The following is a 17,325-nucleotide window of genomic DNA, read 5'->3' on the forward strand; positions in this document are numbered from 1 at the left end:
AGCGATGCCCAACCGGCATCAATCGGGCGGACCAATATCAAGAGCGAGCGCCGCGGATGACAGGCGAACCGGGAGCTTCTTCGCTACAGTCGCCGGATGTCCTCTGCCACCGCATCCCCCACCCGCGTCCCACTCTCGACTTTCCAGGTCCTGGCGTGTGGCGCCCTGATCGTCACCCTGTCCATGGGCATCCGCCACGGCTTCGGTCTGTGGCTGCAGCCCATCACCCAGGCACAAGACTGGACGCGGGAGAACTTTGCCTTCGCGCTGGCCATTCAAAACCTCTCCTGGGGCCTGTTCGGTATCTTCGCCGGCATGGCGGCCGACCGCTTCGGCGCGTTTCGAGTGCTGATCGGCGGGGCAGTGCTCTATGGCCTGGGTCTCACCGGCATGGCCCTGACCACCACGCCCATGACGTTTGCCCTGACCGCCGGTGTGCTGATCGGCGCCGCGCAAGCCGGTACCACCTATGCGGTGATCTACGGCGTGATCGGGCGGCAGATCTCGGCCGAGAAGCGCTCCTGGGCCATGGGCGTGGCCGCGGCGGCCGGCTCGTTCGGTCAGTTCCTCATGGTGCCGGTGGAGGGCTGGCTCATCAGCAGCTTCGGCTGGCAGGAAGCGCTGCTGTTCCTGAGCGCCGCGGTGCTGCTGATCGTGCCGCTGGCCTGGGGGCTGCGCGAGCCCGGCTTTGCCGGCGGCAGCGCGCCAGCGCGCGAGCAGACCATCCTGCAGGCGCTGCGCGAGGCTTTCCGCTACCGCAGCTTTCAGTTGCTCATGGCGGGCTATTTCGTGTGTGGCTTCCAGGTCGTTTTCATCGGCGTGCACATGCCGAGCTATTTGAAAGACAACGGCCTCTCGCCTCAAGTGGCGAGCTACGCGCTGGCGCTCATCGGGCTGTTCAATGTGTTCGGCACGTATGCGGCCGGCGCGCTCGGCCAGCGCATGGCCAAGCGGCACATCCTGTCGTTCATCTATTTCGCGCGGGCTGTGGTCATTGCCATCTTCCTCATCGTGCCGCTCTCGCCCATGAGCGTGTACGTGTTCGCCAGTGTCATGGGCCTGCTGTGGCTCTCCACCATCCCACCCACCAACGCGGTGGTGGCGCAGATCTTCGGCGTGGCACACATGTCCATGCTCGGCGGCTTCGTGTTCTTCAGCCACCAGATCGGCAGCTTCATGGGCGTGTGGCTGGGCGGTGTGCTCTACGACCGCACCGGCAGCTACGACATCGTCTGGTACATCTCGATCGCGCTGGGTGTCTTCGCCGGTCTGATCAACCTGCCGGTGCGCGAAACCCCCATCGCGCGCGCACCGCAGCCCCAGGGAGCGCTGGCGTGAAACCGCTGGCTGTTCGCGCCCTGGTATGGACCGGCGTCATTGCCGTCCTGCTCGGAACGCTCGCGCTCTACAACCAGCCCGGCTTTCTGGTGAACCTGGCCGATCAGCTCTGGAGCTGTTTCTGATGCACGGCACGGAAGCACCATCCGCATGGGTGCAGCGCTGGGCACACCTGGTTGCCTCTCAGGGCACGGTGCTTGATGTGGCCTGCGGCCACGGCCGCCATCTGAAGTGGTTCGCGCAGCGCGGTCACACCGTCACCGGGGTCGACCGATCGGCCGAGGCGATCGAGGCGGTGAAACCCCTTGGGCGCGCCGTGTTGGCCGATATCGAGAACGGGCCCTGGCCGCTGGAGGGCGAAACCTTCGACGCGGTGGTGGTGACCAATTACCTCTGGCGAGCGTTGCTGCCCGTGATCACGCGCAGCGTGGCGCCGGGCGGCGTGCTGATCTATGAGACCTTTGCCGCGGGCAACGAGACTGTGGGCAAGCCCTCGCGACCCGACTTCCTGCTGCAACCCGGCGAACTGCTGAGGGCGTGCGAGGGTCTTCATGTGGTGGCATTTGAAGACGGCTTCTGCGACCGTCCCGAGCGCTTCGTGCAGCGCATCGCGGCGGTGCGAAAACACCCGGGAACACCCGACTCGCCGCCCCGGTATCCGCTGGATGCCACTGGGTAGAATGCACGATTCGCGCGAGAGGCCGCGCCCCACCGGGCGGCTCCCAAAACGCGCCCCCATTTGAGCCTGCAGCAATGAACACCATCACCGGCAGCATCGTGGCCCTGGCCACCCCCCTGCATGAAGACGGCAGCGTGGACTACCCCACACTGCGCAAACTCATCGATTGGCACATCACCGAAGGCACCGACTGCATCGGCGTGGTCGGCACCACGGGCGAGTCGCCCACCGTCACGGTCGAGGAGCACTGCGAGATCATCCGCGTCTCGGTCGAACAGGCCAAGACGCACGGCGACAAGCGCGTGCCCATCATGGCCGGCTGCGGCGCCAACTCCACCCGCGAGGCCATCGAGCTCGCGCGCTTCGCGCAGAGCGTGGGTGCCGACTGCCAGCTGCAGGTCGTGCCCTACTACAACAAGCCCACGCAAGAAGGCCAGTACCAGCACTTCAAAGCAATTGCCGAAGCCGTGGGTGACCTGCCCACCGTGCTCTACAACGTGCCCGGCCGCAGCGTGGCCGACATGCACCATGAGACCGTGTTGCGCCTGGCCCAGGTGCCCGGCATCGTCGGTATCAAGGAAGCCACCGGCAACATCGAGCGCGCGCAATGGCTGATCCGCGAAGCGCCCAAGGGTTTTGCCATCTACTCGGGCGACGACCCGACCGCCGTCGCCCTCATGCTGTGCGGCGGCCAGGGCAACGTGAGCGTGACGGCCAATATCGCGCCGCGCCTGATGCATGAACTCTGCGTGGCGGCCATCGCGGGCGACGTGAAACGCGCCATGGACATCCAGTTCCGCCTGATGCCGGTGCACAAGCAACTGTTCTGCGAAGCCAACCCGATTCCGCTGAAATGGGCCATGGCCCGCATGGGTCTGTGCCGTGAGACCATGCGCCTGCCGCTCACCCCCATGTCGCGCCACCTGGTGCCGTTGGTTGAAGGCGCGCTGCAACAAAGCGGCCTGATCTGACTCCAATCCCCTCTTCTGTCCATCCCACACTCCCGGTTCCCACCGCGCTGCCCATGTCCACTCCCACTCTGAATCAGACCTCCCGCCTCAAGACCTGGGCCGGTGCTGCCGCGTGGTCCCGCCTGGGCCTGGTGGCCGCGGCCGCCCTCATCGCCTCGGGCTGCACCATGCTCCAGGAAGACAAGATCGACTACAAGAGCGCCCAGCGCGGCAGCACGCTGGACGTGCCACCCGATCTGACCCAGCTCAACCGCGATTCGCGCTACAACGTGCCGGGCACCACCGTGACGGCCAGCGGCTACCAGGCCGCCCTGCCGGCCCAGGCCACCGCAGCCACCACCGCCATGGCCAAGGTGGGAGACGTGCGTATCGAGCGCGCAGGCAATCAGCGCTGGCTGGTGGTGGACCGCCCGGCCGACAAGCTCTGGAGCCCCGTGCGCGACTTCTGGCAGGAGAACGGCTTCCTGCTCGACATCGACCAGGAAACACTGGGCATCATGGAAACCGACTGGGCCGAGAACCGGGCCAAGCTGCCGCAGGACTTCATCCGCTCCACCATCGGCAAGGTATTCGAGAGCCTGTACTCCACCGGTGAGCGCGACCGATTCCGCACCCGCCTGGAGCGCACGGCCAACGGCGGCACCGAGATCTACATCAGCCATCGCGGCATGGTCGAGGTGTACTCCACCACGGAAAAGGACCAGACCGTCTGGCAGCCCCGGCCGGCCGACGTGGAACTTGAAACTGAATTCCTGCGACGCCTCATGGTCAAGCTCGGCGTGACCGAGGCACAGGCTCAGGCCGTCACGGCCTCTGCGCCGGTGCAAGCCGCGGCCAAGGTGGTCATGGTGAACAACTCGCCCGTGGTCCAGTTCGAAGACAACTTCGACCGCGCCTGGCGCCGCGTCGGCCTCTCGCTGGACCGCACCGGTTTCACAGTGGAAGACCGCGACCGTTCCAAAGGCATCTACTTCGTGCGCTATGTGGAGCCGGTGACCAACGCCAAGGAACCCGGTTTCTTCAGCAAGCTGTTCGGCGGCTCCAAGAAAGAGGCGGCCACCGAGCGTTACCAGGTCGTGGTGCGCAGCGCCGGCACGGCCACCACCGTCTCGGTGCTTGGCGCCCAAGGCCAGCCAGACGGCTCGGCCAATGCCCAGCGCATCACGCAGTTGCTGGCCAACGACCTGAAGTAAAGGTCCACCGCGCCATCAGAAAAGGCCGCCCGAGGGCGGCTTTTTCTTTGATCGCGAAGATGGCTATAGCCCCAGTTGGCTGGCGGGAAAAGCCGGCACGCTCTTGAGCCAGCACTCGTTCACGCGCTCCCGCAGCGCCACACGCCGCTCGGCGTCCCTGCTTGCCACCAGCGTGTTGCGCAATGTGTCGAGCCTCTCCAGTGTCCAGACCGGGGAACCCATGGCGCTGGGCAGCTCGGTGCCCGACGCACCGGGGCAGGCGTGCGCCTCGATCAGGTGGGACCAGGTGACACGCCACTGCACGAAACGCGGATGCAGCAAGCGCAACTGATCGTAGTTGTGGGCCAGCATCTTCAGCGTGCGCCCTCGGTGCGCCCAGCGGTTGAGCGCATCCACCACGGCGCGTTCTCCCAGGGGCCAATCGGCGAAGTCGGGGTCGCTCAGGGTGATGTGGTTCCAGCCTTGTTCGGCCGCCACCTCGAACGCCTGGCGCACCGTATCCACAAAGACCTGGCGGCCCTGCAAGCGCCCCGTGGGCAAGAAAGGCAACGGCAAGGTGTCTGAGGCTTGGGGATCGGGCATGACGAGCTCCTGGGTGAGTGATCAGCAAGAACCCGGTGGCTTCACACGCGGTGCAGCCAGCCGGCCGCGAACCAGTCCTGCAGCAGCGACTGTGCCCCATCGCTGGCGCGTCGCACCTGCCGCTCGTCCAGGCCGCGTTGATCGGCCAGCCGCTGCATCAGGCGTGCATCGGCACCCCCGGCCCGAAAGCTCTCGCCGTTGATGAAGACATGGTGCGGGTCGTACATCATGCGGGTGCGGCGGTCCAGCCGCACAGCGCCCGCCACCCAATCATCTCGCGCTTCTTCGAACCAGATGCGCGGCTTGGGCTCGGTCATGACCTCGCCCAGCGCGCAGGCCAGGGACTGCCGCTCGGCCAGCAACCGCTGCAGCGCGTCCGCTGCAAAAGCCTCCAGCCCCGCGGGCATGGCACCCGGGTGAGCCGTGGCCACTTGCCCGGGGTCACGGTAGAGCGTCTCGTCGTCGAGTTCGTCGGCCATGCGCTGCAGCAGTTCACCCGCCAGACCACCCCGCTGAGGCGCGCGAAAGCCGATCGAGTACGTCATGCAGTCCTCGCCCATCGCATCGCCGTCGTGTGCCCAGCGCGGCGGCAGGTACAGCATGTCGCCCGCATTGAGCACGTGCTCCTCCTCGGGTTCGAAGTTCTGCAGGATCTTCAGCGGTACGTCGGGCTGCAATGTCAGGTCTTTCTGGCGACCGATGCGCCAGCGCCGTTGGCCGCTGGCCTGCAGCAGAAACACGTCGTAGCTGTCGAAGTGCGGGCCCACGCCACCGCCCTCACTGGCCCAGGAAATCATCAGGTCGTCCAGGCGCGCATCGGGCACGAAACGAAAACGTTGCAAGAGTTCGTGCACGGCATCGTCGTGTTGATCCACACCTTGCACCAGCAGGGTCCAGCCGGGCTGCTTCAGCGGCGGCAGACCGCTGCGCTTGAACGGACCTTGCCTGAGCGTCCAGCCTTGAGGCTTGCGCACGATCAGGCGCGACTCGACGGCTTCCTGGCTGGCCAGATCAAACAGTTGCGCGCGGCTCAGAAGCGGTTCGAAGGCAGGGATGGCCTGGCGGATCAGCAAGGGTTTTTTCTGCCAGTGGCGGCGCATGAACTGCGCCGGCGACAAACCGCCCAACAGGCTCACAGGGATTTGCGTGACGGCGGCCGTGGTCTGCGGCCCAGTGGTTTCGGTTTTGAACATGGGACAATTGTCGGATGAAAATCACCCAACAATGCGTCGTGGCGCTGACCTGGACCCTGAAGGACACGCTGGGCGAAGCGCTTGATGTGCTCGAAGAACCCGTGGAGTTTCTCGTGGGCGGCAGCGACCTGCTGGCCAAGATCGAAGAAGGCCTGCTCAACCACTCGGTGGGCGACACGATCGAGCTGCACCTGGAGCCGGTGGACGGCTTCGGCGACTACGACGACACACTGCTCTTTCTGGAGCCGCGCCACCTGTTTCCCGCCGAACTCGAGGAGGGCATGGGCTTCGAAGGCCTGCCACCGGGCTGCAACCCGGCCGCCCCCCGCGACCGCCTGTACTTCGTGAGCGACATCTACCCCGAGCACGTGGTGCTCGATGGCAACCATCCGCTGGCGGGCATTGCGCTGCGCATCTCGATGAAGGTGCATGCGGTGCGAGAAGCGACCGAGGCCGAAGTGGGCAAAGGTTCGCTGGGCACGGGCTTTTTCCGCATGCAGGTGGACGAGCCCGACGAGCTGCAGGGACCGGGCATCACGCCACCCGGCCCCCGGACTCTTCACTAGCACCCCCGCCGCGGTTCGCGCGACCCACTCAAAGGGGCGGTGCCTGCGGCCCGGCAGAGCCGGTTCCGCGGCACCTCTGGGTTGAGGCATCTCGCTCGTTGCGTAGCGAGCTCAGGAGGTTCAACCCCGCCCGGTGGAACCGTAGCCGCCAGCGCCTCGCTCGCTCGCGGCTGCGAAGTCTTCGACCACGTTGAAACGCGCCTGCACCACCGGCACGATCACCATCTGGGCAATGCGCTCCATGGGCTCGATGGTGAATGGCACGCCGCTGCGGTTCCAGGCGCTCACCATGAGCTGGCCCTGGTAGTCGCTGTCGATCAGGCCCACCAGGTTGCCGAGCACGATGCCGTGCTTGTGGCCCAGCCCCGAGCGCGGCAGGATCATGGCGGCGAAGCCAGGGTCGGCCAGGTGGATGGCCAGGCCTGTGGGCACCAGTTGCCAGGCGTTGGGAGCCAGCGTCAAGGGTGCATCAAGGCAGGCCCGCAGATCCAGCCCTGCGCTGCCCTCAGTGGCGTAAGCGGGCAGTTGATCCGCCATGCGCGGATCCAGCACTTTCACATCGATGCGCATTCAGCAGGCTCCGGACGGGCTTCTCATTTGGGTTTTTTCAGCGCTTCTTCCATCGCCTTCATGGGGTCAGGGTCCGCCTCCTCGGCAGCAGGCTCCGGCTTCATGTCGCCTTCGGGGGCCGGCTCTGCATCCGGCTCTTCGGCGACTTCAGGCTCTTCCTCCATGCCCGGCATGTTGCGCAGCATGTCGGTGACCGCGGCGTCATCGACTTCGACCTTCGCTCCCAGGCTGCCCGTGACCAGTGTGGGGTAGGCAATGACCACCGCCACCATGATCAACTGCAGGATGATGAAGGCGATCGAGCCCTTGTAGATCTGGGCCGTGGTCACGGCCGGGATGCGCTGCTTGGTGACGTGGTCGGTGTAATCACTGCGCGCGGCCACGCTGCGCAGGTAGAACAGCGCAAAGCCGAACGGTGGCGTGAGAAACGAGGTCTGCAGGTTCATGGCCAGGATGACGCCGAACCAGATCAGGTCGATGCCCAGCTTGTCGGCCACCGGCGCGAGCAACGGGATCACGATGAACGCGATCTCGAAGAAGTCGATGAACATGCCCAGCACGAACACCAGCAGGTTCACAACCAGCAGGAAACCCATCTGGCCGCCCGGCATCTTGTCGAACAGGTGCTCGACCCAGATGTGACCGTCGGCTGCGTTGAAGGTGAAGCTGAAGACGGTGGAACCGATCAGGATGAACATCACGAAGATGGCAAGCTTGGTGGTGCTCTCCAGCGCCTGTTTCATCAGGTCAAACGTCAGACTGCGGCGCGCACCGGCCATGATCATGGCGCCCAGAGCGCCCATCGCACCGCCTTCGGTGGGCGTTGCGATGCCCAGGAAGATGGTGCCCAGCACGAGGAAGATCAGCACAAGCGGCGGGATCAACACGAAGGTGACCTGTTCGGCCAGGCGGGACAGCAGGCCCAGGCGGAACAGGCGGTTGAGCAGCGCCAAGGCCAGCGCCAGCACCGAACCGACCGTGATGGACAGGATGACCACTTCGTCGCCTGCCGGGCTGATCTCGCGTTCGATCAACGGGTTGATCACCGATTCGTGCACCTGGGACCACGCCACGCTGACCGCCGCGCACAGCACCATCAGCACCAACAGGGAGCGGTGACCGCTTGAGCCGTTTGGCTCGTTGTAGATGCGCGCCTCGGCGGGCAGCGCCGGGACCCAGTCGGGCTTGAAGATAGCCACCGCTGCGACAAACGCCAGGTACACACCCACCAGCATCAGGCCAGGCACCAGCGCGCCGGCATACATGTCACCCACCGAACGACCCAGCTGGTCGGCCAGCACGATCAGCACCAGCGACGGCGGGATGGCCTGCGCCAGCGTGCCCGACGCGGTGATGGTGCCGGTGGCGATGGTCCGGTTGTAGCCGTAGCGCAGCATGATGGGCAGCGAGATCAGACCCATGGAAATCACGGCGGCTGCGACCACGCCGGTGGTGGCCGCCAGCAGGGCACCCACCAGAATCACCGCGACGGCCAGACCACCTCGCACCGGGCCAAACACCTGCGCCACGGTGGACAACAGGTCTTCGGCCATGCGGCTTCGCTCCAGGATGATGCCCATGAGCGTGAAGAAGGGGATGGCCAGCAGCGTATCGTTCTGCATGATGCCGAACACCCGCAGCGGCAAGGCCTGGAACAGGTTGGAGGGGAACAGGCCGGCTTCCATGCCGACGAAGCCGAAGAACAGGCCGGTGGCGGCGAGCGCGAAGGCCACCGGGAAACCCGACAGCAGGAAGACCAGCAGCCCGCCGAACATCAGCGGGACAAAATTGGCGGCAATGAATTCGATCATGATCAGTTGGCTCCCTTGAGGCGCTGCTCGGCCTCTTCTTTGAGGCGCTGCTCGGCTTCTTCGAGCAGTTGCTGTGCCAGCAGCTCCTCATCGCTGGGGCCTTCATGCGCCAGGACATCGGGCCCGTTGCCGGTGAGAAAGGCAATGCGCTTGATGAGTTCACTCACGCCTTGCAGGAACAGGATGGCAAAGCCCAGGGGAATCAGGCCGTACACCGGCCAGCGGATGAGCCCACCCGAGTTGGACGACATTTCGCCGGTGGTCCAGGCGCGCTCAAACAGGGGCCAGCCGAGCGTGGCCATCATGTAGCACAGCGGAAACAGGAAGACGAGGATACCCACCACGTCGACCCAGTTGCGGCCGCGTGCGCTGAACTTCGAAGAAATGAAATCGATGCGCACATGAGCGTTGCGCAGGAAAGCGAAACCGCTGCCCAGCATGAAGACGGCGGCAAACAGGTACCACTGGATTTCCAACAACGCGTTGGAGCTGGTGTCGAAGAGCTTGCGAACGATGGCGTTGCCCGCGCTGATGAGCGTGGTGGCCAGGATGAACCACATCACGAGCTTGCCGATCAGATCGCTCATGGCGTCGATCAGGCGAGAGATTTTCAACAGAATTGACATGAGATTTCCCCTTGGGGGAGTGAACGCAAAAAACAACAGCAGAGTCTACAGAACCGTCATCGACGACATCCGGGCGCGGCGGACATGGCGTCGGCGAACCCGGTGGGCATTGAGCGATCCGTGCAAAAAACCCCGCCGAGGCGGGGCTTCTTGCCGGATCGCAAGACCGATTACAGCTTGGCCGCCTGCATGTAGCGGTCGAACTGCGCTTCGGTGAAGCGGAACCAAAGGTTCTGGTCCTTGCGGAAGGCCGAATAGTCCGTGTAGATCTTCTTCCACTTCGGGTTCTTGGCGCTGATGTCGGCGTAGAGCGCCATGGAGTTCTTGAACGCAGCGTCCATCACAGCCTTGGGGAAAGGCAGAACCTTGGTGCCCGCGGCCACCAGTTGCTTGAGTGCAGCCGGGTTCAGCGCGTCGTACTTGGCCTGCATGGTCGTGTGGGCAATGGCCGCGGCGCATTCCACGATGGCCTTGTTCTCGGACGACAGCGCGGCAAAGGCCTTGTTGTTGACGTACAGCGAGAGCTGTGGACCACCTTCCCACCAGCCGGGGTAGTAGTAGTACGGCGCCACCTTGTTGAAGCCGAGCTTCTGGTCATCGTACGGGCCGACCCATTCGGTCGCGTCGATGGTGCCCTTTTCCAGCGCCTGGTAGATCTCGCCGCCAGGGATGTTCTGCGGTACGCCACCCATGGTGGTCAGCACTTTGCCGGCGAAGCCGCCAATGCGCATCTTCATACCCTTGATGTCGTTGAGGGTCTTGATCTCCTTGCGGTACCAGCCTCCCATTTGTGCACCGGTGTTGCCCATGGGGAAGTTGACGATGTTGTAGCCCTCGTAGAACTCGCGGAACAACTTCATGCCGTTGCCTTCGTACATCCACGCGGTCATCTGGCGGCTGTTGAGGCCAAAGGGAATGGCGCAGTCCAGGGCGAAGGTGTCGTCCTTGCCGAAGAAGTAGTAGGGCGCGGTGTGTGCGCACTCCACGGTGCCTTCCTGCACGCCATCGACCACGCCGAACGCGGGCATGAGTTCACCGCCCGGGTGCGTCGTGATCGAGAACTTGCCCCCTGACATTTCGCCCACTTTCTTGGCGAAGACTTCGGCTGCGCCGTAGATGGTGTCGAGCGCCTTGGGGAAGCTGGAGGCCAGACGCCAGCGTATGGCGGCCTGCGCATGCACAGCGGGCGCGGCGCCTGCGGCCAGAACGCCGGCGATGCCTGCGTTCTTGATGAGTGAACGACGATCCATATCGATTGACTCCGTGGTTGCTATGGGTAGACCCTGCCAGGCAAGCCGGGCTGGAGACTTGTAAATTAAGTCAGTCGCGATTGTAGGAACGCCCCCCTTGTGGGGCTCAGGGGTTTTCCCTCGAAATACGAGGTTTTGCAAAAAGTGCTAGGCCTCATGCAAGTTTCGTCACGCGTGACGACAAGCATCTCGTATGACGGAGCAGGACCAGCTCAGCCCACCACCTTCAGGCCGGGCGCTGCGTGCAGCAGCGATTCAAACCGGGCACGGATGGACGCCTCGATGCCGGCAGCATCCAGGCCCAGCGCGCTGAGCAGTTTGGCGTGATCGCCATGCTCGGAAAATTCGTCGGGCAGGCCGAGTGAGAGCACCGGCAGGTTGAAGCCTTCGGTCTGCAAGGCCTCAAGCACCGCGCTGCCGGCGCCACCGGGCAGGCAGCCCTCTTCCACCGTGACCAACGCCTCGTGCGTGCCGGCCAGCTCGCGCAACAGCTCGACATCGAGGGGCTTGGCCCAGCGCATGTTGGCCACACTGGCGCCCAGCTTTTCGCCAGCGGCCAGCGCGGGGTGGAGCAGCGTGCCGAAGGCGAGGATCGCGATGCCCTTGCCCTGGCGCCGAAGCTCACCCTTGCCGAACGGCAGCCCGTCCAGGCTGGCCGGGACGGCAGCACCCACACCCGCACCGCGCGGGTAGCGCACGGCCACCGGCTGGTTCTGGGCATGTGCCGTCGACAGGAGCTGGCGGCATTCGGCCTCGTCGGCCGGGCATGCTATGGCCATGTTGGGAATGCAGCGCAGGAAAGCGATGTCGTAGGCACCAGCATGGGTGGCGCCGTCGGCTCCCACCAGGCCCGCACGGTCGAGTGCGAACACCATGGGCAGGTTCTGCAGCGCCACATCGTGGATCAGCTGGTCGTAGCCGCGCTGCAGGAACGTGGAGTAGATCGCGACAACCGGCTTGAGGCCTTCGCAAGCCAGGCCCGCAGCGAAGGTCACTGCGTGCTGCTCTGCAATGCCGACATCGAAATAGCGCTTGGGAAAACGGCGCTCGAACTCGACCATGCCCGAGCCCTCACGCATGGCGGGCGTGATGCCCACCAGGCGTTCATCGGCCGCGGCCATGTCGCACAGCCACTGGCCAAACACCTGGGTGAAGGTGGTCTTGGGAGCCGAGGCGGACTTCACGATGCCGACGGCCGGGTCGAAGGTGCCCGGGCCGTGGTAGGCGATCGGGTCGTTTTCGGCCAGCTTGTAGCCCTGCCCCTTCTTCGTGACCACGTGCAGGAACTGCGGCCCGCTGTCGGTCTCGAGCAGATGGCGGATGTTCTCCAGCGTCGGGATCAGCGAGTTCAGATCGTGCCCGTCGATGGGGCCGATGTAGTTGAAGCCAAACTTCTCGAACAGCGTGGCCGGCACCACCATGCCCTTGGCCTGCTCCTCAAGACGCTTGGCGAGTTCGAACAGGGGTGGAGCCCCCTTGAGCACCTGCTTGCCCACGTTCTTCGCGGCGGCGTAGAACTGCCCGCTCATGAGCTGGGCCAGGTAGCGGTTGAGCGCGCCCACCGGCGGCGAGATCGACATATCGTTGTCGTTGAGCACCACGAGCAGGCGGCCTTCGGCCACACCAGCGTTGTTGAGCGCCTCAAAGGCCATGCCGGCAGTCATGGCGCCGTCGCCGATGATGGCCACGGCGTTGCGGTGTTCACCCTTGATCTTCGCGCCCATGGCCATGCCCAGCGCCGCTGAAATGCTGGTGGACGAGTGGGCCGTGCCGAATGTGTCGTACTCGCTCTCGGAGCGGCGCGGGAAACCGCTGATGCCACCCAACTGGCGCAGCGTGCTCATGCGGTCGCGCCGACCGGTCAGTATCTTGTGTGGGTAGGTCTGATGACCCACGTCCCAGACCAGGCGGTCTTCGGGCGTGTTGAACACGTAGTGCAGCGCCAGCGTGAGTTCAACAGTGCCGAGGTTGGAGCTCAGGTGACCACCGGTGCGCGCCACGCTTTGCAGCAGGTAGGAGCGCAACTCATCGGCCAGCGGCAGAAGCTGGGCGCGGGTGAGGCGACGCACATCGGCCGGAGACTCGATGGATGAGAGCAATGAACTCATGGGCAGGGTCGATCGGGTCATGAATGAATGGGCGGGGCCGGCGGCCCTCAGGAATCGCGGCGCCCGACCCAGTCGGCCAGGGCATGCAAGGTGTCGGGCCTTGCGATGCCGCTGCATCGCAAGGCCTCGTGGGCCTGATCAAGCACACGGTCCGCATAGGCTTGTGCGGAGGTCAATCCCATCAGGGAGACGAAAGTGGGCTTGTCCGCCGCAGCATCCTTGCCCGCTGTCTTGCCCAGGGTAGCCGAATCGGCGGTCACGTCAAGGATGTCGTCCACCACCTGGAACGCCAGGCCTACGCAGGCACCGTACTCGGCCAAGTGCGCTTCGGTGGCTGGAGACACCTGCGCGGTGGCCGCACCCATCATCACGCTGGCCTGCAGCAGGGCACCGGTCTTTTGCCGGTGCATGGCTTCCAGCGCAGGCTGGTCCAGGGCATGACCCACGCTGGCCAGATCGATCGCCTGACCACCGGCCATGCCGCCGGCTCCCGCCGCCAGCGCCAGCAGCCTGCACAGCCGGGCGGCCATGACGGGCTGCACGGTGCCGTCGTCGGGCACCAGCAGCTCGAAGGCAAGCGCCTGCAGCGCATCGCCTGCGAGCAGGGCCTGGGCCTCACCAAACTGCACATGCACCGTGGGCTTGCCACGGCGCAGCACGTCGTTGTCCATGCAGGGCATGTCGTCATGCACCAGCGAATAGGCGTGGATCAGCTCCACCGCACAGGCCGCGCGCATGGCCGCCAGCGGCTGACCGCCCAGGGTCTCGCTCGTGGCGAGCACCAGCAGCGGGCGCAACCGCTTGCCGCCGTCGAGCACGGCGTAACGCATGGCATCGCCCAGGCCGGCGGGCGCCTCGCTCGGCACCCCATCGCAGAGGGCTTGCTCGACGGCAGCTTGCCGCGCTTCGCGCCAGGCCATGAAGTCCGTGGACCGGAGGGTGGACAGCACGGCGCTCACGCGGCGTCCCAGGGTTTGAGCTCACCGCCTTCGAGCACCTTGATCTGGTTTTCCACCGCTTCCAGCCGGGCGCGGCAGAAGGCCAGCAACTCTGCGCCGCGCTGATAGCGGGTGAGCAACTGGTCCAGCGGCAACTGGCCCGCGTCGAGTTGGGACACGAGCTGTTCCAGCTCTTGCAGCGCCGCTTCGTAACTCGCGGCGATGGGAGGGGTGTCGGTCGGAGAAGCGGCCGATGCAGTCTTGGGGGAGCGGGGCACGGTGGGGATTGGGTCGTTCACGTGGTTCATTCTAAAGTGGGCACGCTTTGACATACCGGCGCTGGCCAGTGGGTACTGCCCTGGGGGGTAGAATTCGCCCCTTTTCATCACTGACGGGCCACAACAGCCCGGAGGGACGCACCACTCCACCCATCCCGCGCGAATTCGTCTCACGAGCACAGCGCTTACCCTGCCCCTTCATAGGGGGAGTCTCTAGGTCAGGACCACGATGTCTGATTTAAGTCTTCAACTGCAGCAGGCCGCAAGCCAACTTCAGGTTTCCAGTTACTTCGACGAAGCGCTGTTCCAGCGCGAAAAGGAAGTCCTCTTCCAGCGCGGGCCCCGGTATGTGGGGCACCAACTCGCCGTCCCCAACCCAGGGGACTACCACGCACTGCCGCAGGAAGCGGGCGGACGTGCTCTGGTGCGCACCGCCAGCGGCGTCGAGCTGGTCTCCAACGTCTGCCGCCACCGGCAGGCCATCATCCTCAAGGGACGGGGCAACCTGCTGGAGACCCGCAGCGGCAGCGCGGGTGGCAACATCGTGTGCCCCTTGCACCGTTGGACCTACAGCGGCATCCAGGGCGAACAGGCGGGCCAGTTGCTGGGCGCGCCCCACTTTGACAAAGACCCCTGCCTGAACCTCAACAACTACCCGCTGCGCGAGTGGAATGGTTTGCTGTTCGAGGACAACGGCCGCGACGTGCAGTCCGATCTGGCCCACATGGGACCGCGCGCCGCGCTCGATTTCGAGGGCATGGTGCTGGACCACGTGGAGCTGCATGAGTGCAACTACAACTGGAAGACCTTCATCGAGGTCTATCTGGAGGACTACCATGTGGCGCCCTTCCACCCGGGTTTGGGTGGCTTCGTCACCTGCGAAGACCTGCGCTGGGAATTCAAGCCCGAGTATTCGGTGCAGACGGTGGGGCCTGCCAACCTGCTGGGCAAGGCCGGCAGCCCGGTCTACCAACGCTGGCACGAACAGCTCATGCAGTACCGGCAGGGCCAGATGCCCGAGCACGGTGCGATCTGGTTGACCTACTACCCGCACATCATGGTGGAGTGGTACCCGCATGTGCTCACGGTCTCCACCCTGCACCCGGTGAGCGTGGACAAGACCATCAACATGGTCGAGTTCTATTACCCCGAAGAAATTGCCGCCTTCGAGCGCGAGTTCGTCGAAGCCCAGCGCGCCGCCTACATGGAGACGTGTCTGGAAGACGACGAGATCGCCGAGCGCATGGACGCCGGTCGCAAGGCGCTGCTGGCCCGTGGCGACGACGAGATCGGCCCCTACCAGAGCCCGATGGAAGACGGCATGCAGCACTTCCACGAGTGGTACCGCCGCCGGATGGCGGCGGCTCTCGCGGGCTGACGGGTGCACGCCATCCGCCCCCAAAACACCCCGGGAGCCTGATCCGTGCAGGCTCTCTGGATGCTGCTCGCCTCGCTGTTCTTCGCCACCATGGGCGTGTGCATCAAGTTCGCGGCTGCGCACTTCAACAGCTTCGAGATCGTCTTCTACCGCGGCCTCGTGGGCATGGCCTTCCTGGTCGGCATGACGCGCATCAACGGCGTCTCGCTGCGCACCAGCCTGCCGATGATGCATGTCTGGCGCAGCATCGTCGGCACGATCTCGCTCACCGCCTGGTTCTTCGCCATTGCCGCCCTGCCCCTGGCCACGGCCATGACGCTGAACTACATGAGCAGCGTGTGGATTGCCACCTTCCTGCTCGGCGGCGCACTGCTGATGCAGGGGCGCAATGCGCCGATCCGCCAGCAGGGGCCGCTGTTCCTCACTGTGCTCGCAGGCTTTGCCGGCGTGGCCATGATGCTGCGCCCCACGCTCGCCGACAACCAGGTCATGGGCGCGCTGGTGGGTTTGCTCTCGGGCATCTTCGCGGCCTTCGCCTACCTGCAGGTGGCCGCGCTCTCGCGAGCCGGCGAGCCCGAGAGCCGCACCGTGTTCTATTTCTCCGTCGGCGCCGTGCTCGCGGGCGCGCTGGGCATGCTGTTCGTGGGGGTGAGCCCTTTGCACTGGCCCAGCGCCCTCTGGCTGCTGCCCATTGGCCTGCTGGCCCTGTTCGGACAACTCTGCATGACGCGCGCCTACTCGCGCGGCGCGACCATGGTGGTGGCCAACCTGCAGTACTCGGGCATCGTGATCGCGGGCATCTACGGCGTGGTCATCTTCGGCGACCAGCTTTCCCTGATCGGATGGCTGGGCATGGGCCTGATCATCGTCAGCGGCATCATCGCCACGGTGCTGCGCACACGGGCCGTGCCAAACGCGCCCGCCGAGGATCACTGACGTCCCTGGGACCTGAAGCACAATGCGCGCATGTTCACCACGCTGATCTCTGCCCGCGAACTGCAGCAACTCATGTCCTCCGGCGCGCCCCTGCGCGTGTTTGACTGCAGCTTCGAACTCACGAAACCCGACGCAGGCGCCGCGCAGTTCGCCGAGGAGCACATCCCCGGCTCGTTGTACGTGCACCTGGACCACCACCTCAGCGACAAGACGGGCGCCGACCGCACCAGCGGCGGGCGCCATCCCCTGCCATCGCGCGAGACGTTTGCCAAGCGCATGGCGGCACTGGGACTGTCGGACGACATGCAGGTGGTGGTGCTCGATCGCCAGGGTGCCAACTACTGCGGGCGCCTGTGGTGGATGCTCAAGTGGTGCGGACATGAGCCCGTGGCCGTGCTGGATGGTGGGCTGGCGGCCTGGAAAGCGGCTGGTGGCGCACTTGGCAGCGGGCCATCACCTCAGGTCGGGCCCGGGCACTTCACCCTCAAGCCGACCGCAGCAGCCACCGCCTCCACCAGCGCCATCCTGCAATCGCTCGGCCGCCCCGCACAGACGCTGATCGATGCAAGGGCTGCTGCGCGCTTTCGCGGCGAGGTCGAACCGCTGGACCCGGTGGCCGGACACATTCCGGGCGCATTGAACCGGCCTTTCGCCGAGAACATCGGACCGGATGGTCGCTTCAAACCGGCAGCGCAGTTGCGCGCCGAGTTTGAACACCTGCTGGCCGGACGCGACCCTGCCAGCGTGGTTCATCACTGTGGCAGCGGTGTGAGCGCCGTTCCCAACCTGCTGGCCATGGAAATTGCTGGCCTGGGCCGCACTGCGCTCTATCCCGGCAGCTGGAGCGAATGGTGCAACACGCCCGATGCGCCTTGCGCCGCAGGCTGACGGCGACCGCGACCCTGCGC

Annotated in this window: 18 protein-coding genes; 9 read left to right on the forward strand and 9 right to left on the reverse strand. The window is 65.3% G+C overall.

Annotation, left to right across the window (positions count from 1 at the left end; all coding sequences use genetic code 11):
* Nucleotides 1-96 precede the first annotated feature (96 nt).
* From ASE11_RS12775 to bamC, 5 genes are all read left to right on the forward strand, one after another.
* Nucleotides 97-1,338: an MFS transporter gene (locus ASE11_RS12775; protein ID WP_056271750.1), complete on the forward strand. Its 1,242-nt coding sequence runs from the start codon at nt 97-99 to the stop codon at nt 1,336-1,338.
* Entirely contained in the window at nt 1,335-1,463 is a 129-nt protein-coding gene (locus tag ASE11_RS26895) for a hypothetical protein (RefSeq protein WP_268766298.1), read from the forward strand. Before ASE11_RS12775 ends, ASE11_RS26895 begins: the two co-directional genes overlap by 4 nt.
* Nucleotides 1,463-2,017 carry a class I SAM-dependent methyltransferase gene (locus tag ASE11_RS12780; RefSeq protein ID WP_056271753.1) on the forward strand — a complete coding sequence of 185 codons (555 nt, stop codon included), beginning with the start codon at nt 1,463-1,465 and terminating at the stop codon, nt 2,015-2,017. Before ASE11_RS26895 ends, ASE11_RS12780 begins: the two co-directional genes overlap by 1 nt.
* 74 nt (nt 2,018-2,091) lie before the next feature.
* Entirely contained in the window at nt 2,092-2,988 is an 897-nt protein-coding gene (gene dapA / locus ASE11_RS12785; RefSeq protein ID WP_056271756.1) for a 4-hydroxy-tetrahydrodipicolinate synthase, read from the forward strand.
* 53 nt (nt 2,989-3,041) lie between these two features.
* Nucleotides 3,042-4,181 (forward strand): outer membrane protein assembly factor BamC, encoded by a 1,140-nt coding sequence (bamC, locus tag ASE11_RS12790; protein WP_056271760.1) that lies wholly within the window; start codon nt 3,042-3,044, stop codon nt 4,179-4,181.
* Nucleotides 4,182-4,244: 63 nt separating this feature from the next.
* On the opposite strand, the gene ASE11_RS12795 is transcribed toward bamC, so the two are convergent.
* Nucleotides 4,245-4,763 (reverse strand): hypothetical protein, encoded by a 519-nt coding sequence (locus ASE11_RS12795; protein WP_056271763.1) that lies wholly within the window; start codon nt 4,761-4,763, stop codon nt 4,245-4,247.
* Nucleotides 4,764-4,804: 41 nt separating this feature from the next.
* The gene (locus ASE11_RS12800) at nt 4,805-5,956 is read right to left on the reverse strand and encodes a JmjC domain-containing protein (RefSeq protein WP_056271766.1); all 1,152 of its coding nucleotides are present in this window, start codon (nt 5,954-5,956) and stop codon (nt 4,805-4,807) included.
* 14 nt (nt 5,957-5,970) lie between these two features.
* Between ASE11_RS12800 and ASE11_RS12805 the strand changes: the two genes are divergently transcribed.
* Complete coding sequence (locus tag ASE11_RS12805) at nt 5,971-6,522, forward strand: FKBP-type peptidyl-prolyl cis-trans isomerase (protein WP_056271769.1); 552 nt, start codon at nt 5,971-5,973, stop codon at nt 6,520-6,522.
* Between the two features lie 120 nt (nt 6,523-6,642).
* Here ASE11_RS12805 and dut read toward each other — a convergent pair whose 3' ends face one another.
* From dut to xseB, 7 genes are all read right to left on the reverse strand, one after another.
* Entirely contained in the window at nt 6,643-7,092 is a 450-nt protein-coding gene (dut, locus tag ASE11_RS12810) for a dUTP diphosphatase (protein WP_056271774.1), read from the reverse strand.
* A gap of 23 nt (nt 7,093-7,115) precedes the next feature.
* Nucleotides 7,116-8,903, reverse strand: a complete 1,788-nt coding sequence (locus ASE11_RS12815) for a TRAP transporter large permease (RefSeq protein ID WP_056271777.1) — start codon at nt 8,901-8,903, stop codon at nt 7,116-7,118.
* 2 nt (nt 8,904-8,905) lie between these two features.
* Nucleotides 8,906-9,529, reverse strand: coding sequence for a TRAP transporter small permease subunit (locus ASE11_RS12820; protein ID WP_056271780.1), 624 nt, complete (start codon nt 9,527-9,529; stop codon nt 8,906-8,908).
* A gap of 170 nt (nt 9,530-9,699) precedes the next feature.
* A complete protein-coding gene (locus ASE11_RS12825; RefSeq protein ID WP_056271783.1) occupies nt 9,700-10,779 on the reverse strand; it encodes a TRAP transporter substrate-binding protein in 1,080 nt (359 codons plus the stop codon).
* A gap of 212 nt (nt 10,780-10,991) precedes the next feature.
* Nucleotides 10,992-12,887, reverse strand: a complete 1,896-nt coding sequence (dxs, locus tag ASE11_RS12830) for a 1-deoxy-D-xylulose-5-phosphate synthase (protein ID WP_082585710.1) — start codon at nt 12,885-12,887, stop codon at nt 10,992-10,994.
* A 47-nt stretch (nt 12,888-12,934) separates the two neighbouring features.
* The gene (locus ASE11_RS12835; protein WP_056272227.1) at nt 12,935-13,807 is read right to left on the reverse strand and encodes a polyprenyl synthetase family protein; all 873 of its coding nucleotides are present in this window, start codon (nt 13,805-13,807) and stop codon (nt 12,935-12,937) included.
* Nucleotides 13,808-13,842: 35 nt separating this feature from the next.
* A complete protein-coding gene (gene xseB, locus ASE11_RS12840; RefSeq protein WP_056272229.1) occupies nt 13,843-14,112 on the reverse strand; it encodes an exodeoxyribonuclease VII small subunit in 270 nt (89 codons plus the stop codon).
* Nucleotides 14,113-14,332: 220 nt separating this feature from the next.
* Between xseB and ASE11_RS12845 the strand changes: the two genes are divergently transcribed.
* From ASE11_RS12845 to ASE11_RS12855, 3 genes are read left to right on the forward strand one after another with little or no spacing between them, the layout of a single operon-like run.
* Nucleotides 14,333-15,481: an aromatic ring-hydroxylating oxygenase subunit alpha gene (locus ASE11_RS12845; RefSeq protein ID WP_056271788.1), complete on the forward strand. Its 1,149-nt coding sequence runs from the start codon at nt 14,333-14,335 to the stop codon at nt 15,479-15,481.
* A 45-nt stretch (nt 15,482-15,526) separates the two neighbouring features.
* Complete coding sequence (locus ASE11_RS12850; RefSeq protein WP_056271791.1) at nt 15,527-16,417, forward strand: DMT family transporter; 891 nt, start codon at nt 15,527-15,529, stop codon at nt 16,415-16,417.
* A 30-nt stretch (nt 16,418-16,447) separates the two neighbouring features.
* Complete coding sequence (locus tag ASE11_RS12855) at nt 16,448-17,305, forward strand: sulfurtransferase (protein ID WP_056271793.1); 858 nt, start codon at nt 16,448-16,450, stop codon at nt 17,303-17,305.
* The last annotated feature ends 20 nt before the right edge of the window (nt 17,306-17,325 follow it).

The sequence above is a fragment of the Hydrogenophaga sp. Root209 genome (assembly GCF_001428625.1).
Classification (GTDB): domain Bacteria; phylum Pseudomonadota; class Gammaproteobacteria; order Burkholderiales; family Burkholderiaceae_C; genus Hydrogenophaga.